This window comes from Janthinobacterium sp. BJB401 (assembly GCF_013372745.1).
Lineage (GTDB): Bacteria > Pseudomonadota > Gammaproteobacteria > Burkholderiales > Burkholderiaceae_D > Janthinobacterium > Janthinobacterium rivuli.
Map to the genome: position 1 here is coordinate 1 of NZ_JABXFH010000086.1, position 11,080 is coordinate 11,080.

At 67.6% G+C, this 11,080-nt stretch carries 9 protein-coding genes; 2 read left to right on the top strand and 7 right to left on the bottom strand.

Going from position 1 to position 11,080, the window contains the following annotated elements:
- The 7 genes from tssA to HWE17_RS27815 all read right to left on the bottom strand — a co-directional run.
- On the bottom strand, positions 1 to 557 hold a 557-nt coding region (tssA, locus tag HWE17_RS27785; protein WP_176391019.1), incomplete at its 3' end, for a type VI secretion system protein TssA.
- A 48-nt stretch (positions 558 to 605) separates the two neighbouring features.
- Positions 606 to 1,418, bottom strand: a complete 813-nt coding sequence (locus tag HWE17_RS27790; protein ID WP_176391020.1) for an OmpA family protein — start codon at positions 1,416 to 1,418, stop codon at positions 606 to 608.
- A gap of 2 nt (positions 1,419 to 1,420) precedes the next feature.
- Positions 1,421 to 2,404: a type VI secretion system-associated protein TagF gene (gene tagF, locus HWE17_RS27795; RefSeq protein ID WP_035817466.1), complete on the bottom strand. Its 984-nt coding sequence runs from the start codon at positions 2,402 to 2,404 to the stop codon at positions 1,421 to 1,423.
- Complete coding sequence (gene tssM, locus HWE17_RS27800; RefSeq protein ID WP_176391025.1) at positions 2,401 to 6,165, bottom strand: type VI secretion system membrane subunit TssM; 3,765 nt, start codon at positions 6,163 to 6,165, stop codon at positions 2,401 to 2,403. Before tssM ends, tagF begins: the two co-directional genes overlap by 4 nt.
- Positions 6,166 to 6,220: 55 nt before the next feature.
- Positions 6,221 to 7,657, bottom strand: a complete 1,437-nt coding sequence (locus tag HWE17_RS27805) for a hypothetical protein (RefSeq protein ID WP_176391021.1) — start codon at positions 7,655 to 7,657, stop codon at positions 6,221 to 6,223.
- 31 nt (positions 7,658 to 7,688) lie between these two features.
- Positions 7,689 to 7,958 (bottom strand): PAAR domain-containing protein, encoded by a 270-nt coding sequence (locus HWE17_RS27810; protein ID WP_035817470.1) that lies wholly within the window; start codon positions 7,956 to 7,958, stop codon positions 7,689 to 7,691.
- 11 nt (positions 7,959 to 7,969) lie between these two features.
- A complete protein-coding gene (locus HWE17_RS27815) occupies positions 7,970 to 8,812 on the bottom strand; it encodes a M15 family metallopeptidase (RefSeq protein WP_176391022.1) in 843 nt (280 codons plus the stop codon).
- Positions 8,813 to 9,032: 220 nt separating this feature from the next.
- Here HWE17_RS27815 and HWE17_RS27820 point away from each other — a divergent pair, with 220 nt between their 5' ends.
- Positions 9,033 to 9,815, top strand: coding sequence for a hypothetical protein (locus tag HWE17_RS27820; protein ID WP_176391023.1), 783 nt, complete (start codon positions 9,033 to 9,035; stop codon positions 9,813 to 9,815).
- Positions 9,812 to 11,080, top strand: a 1,269-nt coding sequence (locus HWE17_RS27825; protein ID WP_176391024.1) for a type VI secretion system Vgr family protein, incomplete at its 3' end; no start/stop codon positions are given. The genes HWE17_RS27820 and HWE17_RS27825, both read left to right, overlap by 4 nt.

An 11,080-nucleotide genomic window follows, 5' to 3' on the forward strand; every position in this document is an offset into this window, starting at 1 on the left:
GACGTGGCGCGCCGCGCCGCCTCCATGTCCACCAGCTTGGTGCCGTTGACGCCGTCCTGGTTGCTGGCGGCCCGCTTGCGCGCCGTCTCGAAGTCGATGGTCGACCAGCCGCCCGATTGCTTGTCCGTCAGCGCCATGGCGCGCACCAGGGATGGCGTGCGCGCCAGGATCCAGCTCAGGTTGCCAATGCGCTGCTCGTGGTCGTCGCCATCGGGCTGCGGGTACAGGCCCAGGTCCCAGTACTGGCGCAGCAGGCCGGCCAGCAGGCGATAGCCTTCGCCCAGGCCGCGCAAATGGTCTTGCCTGGCGCTGGCTTCGGCCAGCCAGGCGGCGAGCCGCAAGTCCTTGCTCTTTGTGCCCAGCAGGGCGGCGCAGCGCTGCTGGACGAAGGCCCAGTCGGCTTCCTTCAGGTCGGTGACCCACTCGCCCTGGTCGAGCGTGGGGTCGTCGAACTTGCGCGCCTGGCCGATGGCGTCGAAGTCGGTGGAGAAGGACAGGTCGACGCCGCATGGCTGCTCGGCGCTGATGGGAAGTAGGAGCTGGTCGGCTGAAATCATGTGTGTTCTCGGCAGTGGGGCGGATGGCTTGCTGGCGGCATGGCGGCCTTACTGGACCATGCGAAATTCGATGCGGCGGTTGCGCGCGCGGCCATCGGCGCTGTCATTGCTGGCGATGGGACGGTCCGGGCCTTGTCCTGAAGCGCTGAGCAGATCGCCGTCGATGCCCTTGCCGGCCAGGTAGGTCTTGACCGCCTCGGCGCGCGCCTGGCTCAGGTTCTGGTTGCTGGCGCGCAGTCCTTGGTTGTCGGTGTGGCCGATGATGTCCACCTTGCGGCCCGCCAGCTTGTGCAGCGCCGCGCTCATTTCGTCGAGGATGGCGCGGCCAGACGGCGTCAGCGTGGTCTTGCCGCTCTCGAATTCGATGGTGCGGTTGGCCAGCGCGCCGTCGAGGATGTTCTGTTCGGAGGCGGACACGCGCAAGCCGTTGTTGACGGTGTACGTGGGATTGAGGCTGGTGGCGAAGTCGCTGGCGATCTTTTGCCGCTGCGCCTCGTTGGCCACTTCGCCGCGCACGCTGACCACGCTGCCTTCGATCTTCAGCTGGCCGCGGCGGATCTGCTTGAGGTCCGCCGTCAGCAGCTTTTGCACATAGGCGTTCCAGTTGGCCGGTTGCGCGACCTGGCCGACGGCGATCTGGTCGACCACCTTGTCGGCGCCGTACAGTTCGCGCAGGCGCACCAGCACCGCCGCCTTGGCCGCTTCGTCCGGCACCGTGCCGCTGGCCAGGACCTGGCCCGGCTGCGGCGTGGCGGCGGCGGGCGCCGAGACAGTGGCCGCCGGCGCGGCGGCGCTTTGCGCGCTGGCGCCGGCCGGCGCGAAGACCAGGCTGAGAAGGATGGCAAGGCGGATGTGGCGCATGATCAGGTCCCGATGAAGGCGGCACGAAACGTGTCGTGCGCCGATTTGAGTGACAGGTTGGCCTGTGCGAGGTAGCTCGAGGCTTTCTTGATGGCGTAGTCGCTGTCGGCGTGTTCCTCGACCCAGGCCAGGTCGTCGAAGGCGATGTGGTGCTCCAGCGCCGCCTGCGGTTCCATGATGGCGTGCAGGGTCTGCGCCGAGGCGCCGCAAAAGCCCAGCACCAGCGCATGGCGGCCGCGGATGCGGGTGATGAACAGCGCCAGTTCGAAGTCGGCGCGCGCCAGGAACGGGGAGATCAGGTGCATCCAGAAGGCCGCCACCAGGTTGCGGTACAGCGGGTCGGCCGGCAGCGGCAGTTCCAGGCTTTTTTCCAGCCGGCTGGAGCTGCTGGCCATGACGGGCTGCAGCAGCATGCCCAGGGCCAGCAGCACCTGGCGCACGGAACCGCCAAAACCCGTGGGCGCCAGCAGGGCGTCGAGCGCGCCCACCGTCTGCAAGGCGAGAAAATCGTCGAAGGCGGCCTCGTAGGCGCTGCCGCGCAAGTCCAGTTCGATGCTGGCGCCCGCGGCGGCCGCCGGCAGCGCGGCGCCGGCCGCCGCGCCGCACATCTCGGCGCTCAGGGCATCGAGGCGGTTCCACAGGCGCGACAGCACCAGCGGACTGGTCGGTACAAAGCCGGCCGGCTGCGCCACCTCCATGGCGCCCATCATCAGGAAGGGAAAGCGGCGCGACGAGGCATCGCTGCTGGCGGCGATATGCCCGGCGATGGCGCGGCCGCGGCGCGGGCCGATGAAGGCGAAATGCAGCGGCGGCAGCGCATCGTAGGTGAGCTTCCAGCGCGCATCGGCCGTCATCAGTTCCATGGCGTTGGCGAGCCAGTCATCGAGCATCTTCAGCAGGGGCGGATTGTCGCCGTGCTTGATGAAGTCGCCGCGGCTGGGGATCTTGCCAAAATAGCCGATCTGGGTAACGGTAGGGCGGCTCATGGCGTGTTCCCGGCGATGGCGGTGGCCGTTTCCGGCGCGCCGATGGCGACCGATTCCGGCAGTTTCAGGCCACGGAAACCCTGGTTGCCGGCGGAGGTGGCGGCCGGCGCGGGCGCGGTCACGATCTTCAGGTTGGCCGTCACGGTGACGCCGCTGTTTTCCCAGCTCAGTTCGAATACGCCGCCCTCCTTGCGTGTGCGCCTGGCCGAGTCGATCATCTTCTTCAGGCCGAAATGCCCCGGTTCGTTCAGCAGCACCACGGTGCGCCCTTCCGGCGTGATGGCGCTGATGCGCGAGCCGGGTACGCCCTGCGGGTTGGGCCAGACCATGTGCACCCAGGGCTGCGGCTGGCCGCGCCAGCGCAGCGCCTGGCCATCGATCTCGATCGTGTATTCGGCGGCGCCGGGCGCATTCAGTGCCTGCAGGTCGAAGCGCGTCTGCGCTTCGGCGGCGCCGGCCGCCGTGGCCACGCCGTTGGCGCTGAGCGGGGCGACCCAGCCGGGCAGGCTGGCCACCACCGGCGGCGCCAGGGTGATGCCCATCGCGGCCCAGGTCCTGGCGCTGATGGCGTCGCCGCGCCGCACGACCAGCGGGCCGATGGTGGTGTTGAAGAACTTGGCGATGGCGCCTTCCGGGCCGAAGACCTGGCCGATATCGGCATTGCTCGCCTCGATGCGCGAGTCGGGCGCGAACGGATATTTCGGCGCCAGGGTTTTCTGGAACGGTTCGAGCACCTGCGCCAGCCAGACCTTGTTGATCTCCGTCTCGGTCGGCTTGACGATGACGGCGAAGGTCTGCATCAGCGGGCGCACCAGCAGCGGGCGGATGGCCTGCTTTTGCTGGTCGCTCATGCCGGTCAGCATCTGCTCGTCCACGTACTTGAGCGCGTCGGCCAGCTCCGAGCCGTTGCCATCGAGCGTCTGCTGCATCAGCTGCTTGGCGCCGGGGCCCGTGTCGCCCTGGTTCTTGATCTGGTTGAAGCGCACGCGCAGCTTCGACAGGGCCGCCAGGTAGCCGCGCATGGGCGAGGCTTCCTTGTCGCGCGCCACCACCAGGCGCGCCACGCCCGAAAATTCGCGGCCGACGGGTCCCATCGGCATGGCGCCGCCGGCCTGGCCCGGCGCCGCGACGGCGGGCTTCTGACGCAGCACCGTTTCGCGGAACCAGTCCATCGCCCCGCGCTGGGCCCGCTGCAAGCCCTGGCCCAGCAGCGAAGGGTTGTCCCACGAGGTTTCCTGGTACACCGTCTCGATCAGCTTGTTGAGGGGCGACGCTTGCGGATCGCCGAGGCGGTTCATCGCCTGCGCCGCGTTGTCGAACCCGTTCAATTCGCGGATGCTCACGCCCTGGAGGAATTTCTGCCACTCCCTGGCGTAATCGGTCTTGTACAGTTCCACCAGCGCCTTCTGGATCTGTTCCGGGCTGCCTTCCAGGGTCAGGTCATCCTTCGACGCCGTCTTGAGCACCCAGTCGGCGCTTTGCAATTCGCGGTTGGCCGCTTCCTGGAACGCCTGCTGGATGTATTTTTCCCACGCGTCGCGCGTGAAGGTGCCGGGGATGGCGTAGCTGCCCAGCACCAGTTCCTTGTCCTGCTCGCCAACGATGCGCGCCACCGTCATCGACGGGAAGCGCGTGGCGGCGCGCGCCTTCACGTCCGCATACACGCGGTCGCGCGCCGGCATGCCGCGCACCACGTGGCGCAGGCTGTCGCGCGACTGGTCGGCCAGGGCCCGCTTGTTCTCGATCTGCGGCCAGGACGGATCGTCGATCTGCGTCAGGTAGAACGAGATCAGGCGCTCGGCGCTGCGGATCATCTGTTCGCGCGGCATGTTGCCCCGGTTGGCGTCGAGCCAGCCGCGCCAGTAGCGGGTCAGCTGGTCGTTCAGGTGGCCGGCCTCGGCGCGCGACTTGTCGCCCAGCATCAGGTAGGTTTTCAGGGCATTGTAGGCATCCTCGACATTCGTCGGCGCGGCATCCTTGAAGGGCTGGCTTGCCGCACTGACTGGCGCACTGGCTGGCGGACTGGCTGTGGTTGCGGCCGTCGTGCCGGCCGGCACGGCCGTCAGCGGCTGCAGCTGGTCGGCGCCCGCGTTCACTTCCGCGAGGAACGATTCCAGCGATTGCGCCACCGGCGCGAGCATGACTTCCTTGAGGCCGGAAAAATACTCCTCGCGCAGTTTGCGCTCCAGCAAATCGCCCTGGTACAGGCCCAGGCTGAGCGCCAGCGGCCGCTTGCTGCGGTACGCTTCCAGCTGCTCGATGCGGTCCTGCATGATTTCCAGGGCCTGGAAGCGCGACTGCAGATCCAGGCGCTTGTCCTGCACCTTGATGGCTTGCTCCAGGTCGGCCTGGACGTTGGCCGCCAGCTGGCGGTTGGCCAGATAGGACCAGCTCCAGCCGCCCAGCGCCAGGCCGGCCAGCGTGATGGCGGTGAAAAACGTGGCATAGCGCAAGCGCGTCTTGCGCGGGCTGGCGTATTGCGCCACCAGTTCCCGGTCGGCGAAGATCACCTTGCGGAACAGGTTCAGCAGGAAGTAGCCGTGCTGGTCCTGTGCCTGGACAGCCTGGTGTTCCTGCTGCTGCGGCTTGAGGTCGAAGCGCTGCGCCACCCGCTCCGACGAGGCGGAGACGGAAGCGCCTTCCTGCAGCGCGCTGGTGAAATAGAAACCGCGGAAGACGGGCTTGAACTGGAACGGATTTTCCTCGAACAGGGTGGCGATGAAGGCGCGCAGCGGCCCTTTCACGGAACTGAATTCCAGCGGGAAGGTGAACACGCCGGGCGGCATGCGCTCGCGTCCCAGCAGCGACATATTGGCCAGGCTGAGGTCCTTCAGGCCATCGTACAGCTCGTCGAAGCGTTGGTCGAACTGTTCCAGCACGTCCTGCTTCGAGTTGTTGACGCCGTAGGGCAGGGTGGCGCCCCAGACCTTGTCGCGTTCGGCGCGCTCGGCATCGTGGAAAAATTCGCTGAAGCCGGTGATCAGGTCGGCCTTGGTGAATACCACGTACACGGGCGCATGGACTTCCAGCTTCTCCGTCAGTTCCTGCACGCGCTGGCGCAGGTTCTTGGCCAGTTCGATGGCGAATTCGGGCTTGCTGCCGGTCAGCTCGGCAATGCTGACGGCGATGATGATGCCGTTGATCGGCGCGCGCTTGCGGTGTTTTTTCAGCAGGTTGAGAAAGCCGAACCACTCGGCGCGGTCTTCATCGTTGATGGCGTAGCGTCCGGCCGTGTCGAGCAGGATGCCGTCGGTGGTGAAAAACCAGTCGCAGTTGCGCGTTCCGCCCATGCCTTGCACGATCTTGCTGTCGACAAAAGGAAACTGCAGGCCGGAATTGGCGATCGCCGTGCTCTTGCCGGCGGCGGGATTACCGATGATCATGTACCACGGCAATTCATACAGCGCGGCATCGCCCGACAGCTGGCCCAGCCGCGATGTCTTGATGGTATTGATCGCTTCGAGCATGCGCTTGCGGATGGCTTCGGTTTCCTCGCGCTGCACCGGGCCGGCCTTGGGCGCGGCGCCGGCCGCCTGCTGCTCCAGCATGCTGTTGAAACTGGCGCCCTCGCGCCGGCGCCGGCGGCGGCGCAGCCACCACACGATGGCGCCCAGCAGCGCCGCCGCGGCCAGGAAGGGCAGCAGCCGGATGGCTGGCCAGTCGAAAATGACGGCGCAGGCGAAGAGCAGCAGGATGGCGGCCGCGATGCCGAGGATGAGCAGGCTGGTGCGTGAAGTCAGGAAGTGCCAGAATCGTTGCATCATAGTTTTATCGTGTGCAAACCGTTAAGGTGCGTGAATGGGACGTCGCTGTGTATCAGGTGGTGCTGTGACTGTTTTGCGCGGGCGGACCAATGACGAGGGCGCCGCGCTGGAGTGGATCGAGGTTGCTGAGACATAAAACTTGCGCGCCGTCGTCGGCCGCCGCTTGCCGTGCCATGGCCAGGGCGGCCAGCGTCGTGACGGCGCCGCACTGGCCGCATGCGGCGCCGACGCCCAGCACCTGTTCGCCCAGGTCCAGCTGAGGCAAGAGGGCGCCGGCGCACTGCATCAGTTCGAGCATGCGGTTGGCGCGCTGGTCGGTATCGGCGCTGACCAGCGCGATGCCGGCCGTCGCCTCGTCGCCAGCCGCCGCCAGCGCCTGCCTGCCCAGGTCCGCCAGCATGTTCTTGTCGGCCGCTCCCCGCTGGCTGGCGCCTTGCGGCAGTTCGCCCGTGGCGGCGCGGTGCAGCAGGACTGGCGCCGGCTCGTCCAGCGGTGGCGCCGCGCCTGGGATATCCAGCAGCAGGCCGGCCGCGCCTTCGCCAGGAATCTGTCCATTCGTCTGGCTGGCGCTGAACAGCTGCTCCTGGCTCGCCAGGACATGCACGCGCAGCTCGCCCAGGTGCGAATCGCAGGCCAGCACGATGGACAGGCAGGGCGGCTGCGGTGGGGCCGCGTGGCCGGCAAGCTGGTTCAACAGGGCAAACGGCGCCGCTTGCCGGGTGGCCGGCTCGGTGGGCGGCAGCAATTGCTGCGCCGGCCAGCCCTGTTCGCGCGCCAGATGGCGCAGCCAGGCGTCGCCGGCCCGGTGCTGGGCGGCGCTCCACGAGGCCGGCGTCAGCAGGTGCAGCCGCAGCATGGGCAGCGCGCTGGCTGGCGAGGCCGGTGCGCCTGCGGACAGCGCATGCTGCAGGGCTTCGTCCACCAGTTCGGCCAGCACCACGGCGCCCAGGGCCAGCGCGCGCAAGTCTTCCGGATTGAAGGGAAACGGTTCGCTGGCCAGGCCGGCCTGCGGATGCTCGCGCAGCCAGGCGGCCAGCAATTGCTGCTGCAGCTCTTCGTCGATGCCGTCCACCCTGGCGCACAGCAGGGGATAGCCGTCCGCATCGAGCAACTGGCCGTCGAGCGCGGGACGGCATTGGCGCGAGCGCATGGCGGCCAGCAATTCTGACGGCGTGGCGCCGCCCGGCATGCGCAGGCTGGCGGCCACGATATGCAGCGGCACCGCCGCCGCGGGAGGTGTCGCCGTCTCGGCCTGCAGGGGCGCGGCAAGGCCCGGCGCCGCCAGGGCTGGCCCGGCCAGCAGCCTGGCCAGCATTTTTTTACCCAGCCACAGCATGAATAGCAGGGCCAGCGGCAGCGCCAGCATGGCGCCGGCCAGCTCGCCCGGCGTCGGCATGCGCGTGCTGTCGCGCCAGTAGGCGATGGCGCCCGTCCAGCTCAGCGCAAAGACGGACACGGTCAGCAGGCAGCGTCGCAACCAGGGGCGCATCAGCGGGCTCCTCCGCATATGGGCAGGGTCTTCATGCCTGGTCGGTGGTGGCTTGCTGGCTGGCGATCAGCAGCGCCCCGCAGCTGGTCTTGTCGCCGTGGCGCGCCACGGGCTTGCCATCGACGATGAGGCTGGAGTCGCCGCTGACGATGGGGCATACGCCATGGCCGGGCAGGGGACAGGCGACCTTGTCGCCGACCCGCGCCATGCCGATGCCGCCGCTGTCGCTCACCGCCGATGCTTCCAGCACGGTGCCGCCATGCGATGTCTTGTCGCCTAATCTGATTACCGGACCCGCCATACGCGCTCCCTTCAGTGTTTTTTCATGACGCCGGGCAGGCGCAGTTCCGTATGCCCGAAATCCATCATCTTCCAGCGTCCGCCCCAGGTCATGCCGACCGATTCGGCCACTTCGCCATACAGCTGGTAGCCGCGCATGGCCCACGGATCCTTCTCGGAAATGACCAGCTTGCCATTGCGCAGGAAGGCGCAGTCGGCCGCCAGGCCGTACTGGTGCCAGCTTTGAAAGGCGGCCGCGTTGCTGACGTTGGGGCCCATGCCTGCCAACATATCTTGCCGCTCGGGACTGCGGTAGCCTTCCAGCAGCGCCATCTCGTAGCCATGTTTTTCCTTCATGATCTTGAAGACCAGCAGCAGGCGCTGGGCGTATTCCACATTCAGCAAGGTCCAGTTGCGGCTGGCCGATACCAGCAGCGGACGCTCCTGGCGCACTTCTTCCGTGGCAAACACCAGCGGCGGCAGATCGACGGGCGGCACCAGCTGCTCGCCCTGCAGCAGGCTGGCCACCTGCGTATTCATTTCCCGTGTCGACACATCGTAGGCGCCCAGCATGGATTTGCTGTCGGCCATCAGGGCCAGCAGGGTCGGCAGGCTGATCGCGGCCACGCCCGCGAGACACAGCAGGTAATGACGGCGCAGCAGGTCGGCCGTGCGGGCCCACAGCGTGGCGCCGCGCAGTCCCAGGATGGCCATGCCCGTCTGCCGGCGCCTGGCCACGCGCTGCAGGCAGGCGGCGAGGCGCTGCTCCGCGCCATCGACGGCGTGCAGCACGAAATCGCGCCCGGCAGGAAACAGGATCAGCCAGCTGATCAGGCATGCCAGGATGAAATACAGCGCTACCGCGAGTAGGAACACGCTAACCTCAATCAATAAATGTTTGGCTGCGGGGAACGGTGCTGTCCATCAGGGAAAACAGGGACGCGATGGATATTGCCTGGAAGTATATCTTACAAAACTGATAATTAAGGGGGGCTTTTTTCAATTGTGCGGGGGGTGCGCACTGTTGATTTTATGGCACGCGTCATGATTTTGTTGAATAGCGTAAAGTCTTGCAAATATTACAGGAGCGCACATTTTGCGAACTCATGACGATAGCCCCCGGCTCCCGGCCCGGCCCAGCCTGTTGACCCAGGCGCAGCAGGCGGAGGCCGACCGTAACCGCATCCTGACCACGCTCGAGGGTGGCAATACCGGCTCGCCCGTCAAGGCCAGGCGCGGCAGTCTGGCGCTGCGCGGGGGCATGGGCGCGGTGGCCGCGCTGCTGCTCTTGTTGGCCGCCGGCATCTGGCTGGGCCAGCGCGGAGAAAGGGCTGGCGACGACGCTGCGCCGCTTCCCCTGCCCGCCGCCACTGCCGCACCCGCCGCCGTGGCGCCGCCGCCGGCCGTCGCCAGCATCCATGACGAGGCGCCGCAGCAGAGCCTGAGCGAGATGCTTGATGCCGGCGCGACCGCCACAGCCGCCACAGCCACCACGGCCGCTGCCGGGAACGCGCGTGCCGCGCATCCCGACGATGTGCTGAGCAAGGCGCTGGAAACGCCATCGCCGCCACCGGCTGCCGTGAAACCGGCGGTCAAGGCGCCCCGTCCTGCAGCCAAAAAGCCACCGGTGAAAGGGCCGGCTGCCACGCCCGCGCGCCGCGCCGAAGACAGCGATGTCGCCCTGCTGTCGGCCCTGCTGGCCCACACGCAGGCCGCGCCGGCGCCGAAGAAAACCGCTTCCGGCCTGCGGACCCAGTTGCAGCAATGCGCGGCGCTCAAGCGCGACGCCGCCGTGGCCTGCCGCGCACGCGCCTGCCAGGGCCATGCCGGCAACGCGCAATGCAAGACCAGGCAAGTTGCCGCGAAAGGCGGAAAATGAGTGCGGCCAGCGCCGATCAGGTCAACGCTTCCCTGGCTGGTTTCAGCAGCGTGACGCGGCTGTATGAGCTGTCGCTGGACGGCGGCGAGGGCGGGACGTCACAGTGGCTGGTGGAAGCGTTTGTCGCCGACGAGCAGTTGCAGACCGTGGGCGCGCGCGACATCATCGTGCTGTCCACGCAGGCGAATGTGGCGCTGGCGCCGTTGCTGGGCAAGCCGGCCGCGCTGCACGCCAGCCTGGCCGATGGCACGCGCACGCAGTTTTCCGGCTATATCAGCGCTGCAGCCATGCTGGGCAGCGATGGCGGACTGGCCCGTTTCCGGCTGCGCCTGACGCCGTGGCTATGGCTGTTGAGCCAGGTACGCAACAGCCGCGTCTGGCAAGACAAGAGCGTGATCGAGATCGTCGACAGCGTGTTCCAGGCGTACGCGCCGCAAGCCGACTGGCGCTGGAGCGGCGACACGGGGCCGTTCATGGCCGAGGCGCAGCCGCGCAGCTATTGCTGCCAGTACCGCGAGTCGGACCTGGCTTTCGTCACGCGCCTGCTGAGCGAAGAAGGTCTGGCCTGGCGTTTCGAAGAACATGAGGGCGGCCATTGCCTGGTGCTGTTCGCCGACAGCAGCGCCTTGAGCGCGGTGCCGGAAGACGCCAGCAGCGCGCAAGGCGGCGGCATCCGTTTTCATGGCGCGCGGGCCATGGAACAGGCCGATTCCATCCAGGCGCTCAGCCGGGCGCGCGTCTTGCGCACGGCGGTCGCGAGCGTGCTCAGCTACGATTACAAGGCCAAGAAAGCCGTCAGCGCCAGCGTGCCGACGCGGCTGGCGCCGGGCGGAAAAAACGCGCCCGCGCTGGAAAGCTATGACACGCCGGGCCAGTATTTCTATGCCAGTGCGGCCCAGGCCGAACGCTACGCCTTGCTGCAGATGCAGGCGATCGAAGCGCGCGGCGAGCGCTGGCAGGCGCGTTCGACCGTGCGCACCTTGCGTGCCGGCACGCGCTTTACCCTGACGCAGGGACCGCTGCAGCAGGACGGCGCCGAGGCGCCGGCGCTGGTGGTGCTGCGCGTGTGCAGCGTGGGCGTGAATAATCTGCCGGCGCCCGCCAGGCAGGGCCTGGCTGAACTGTTTGGCCCCATCCCCGAATTGCTGCAGGAAAGCCTGGCTGGCCAGGCGCTGGCGCCGCGCGATATCGCGCAATTCCAGCAAGTGATCGCGCAGGCGGCCGAGAGCGGCTATGCCAACCATATTGAAGCGATCGCGGCCGAT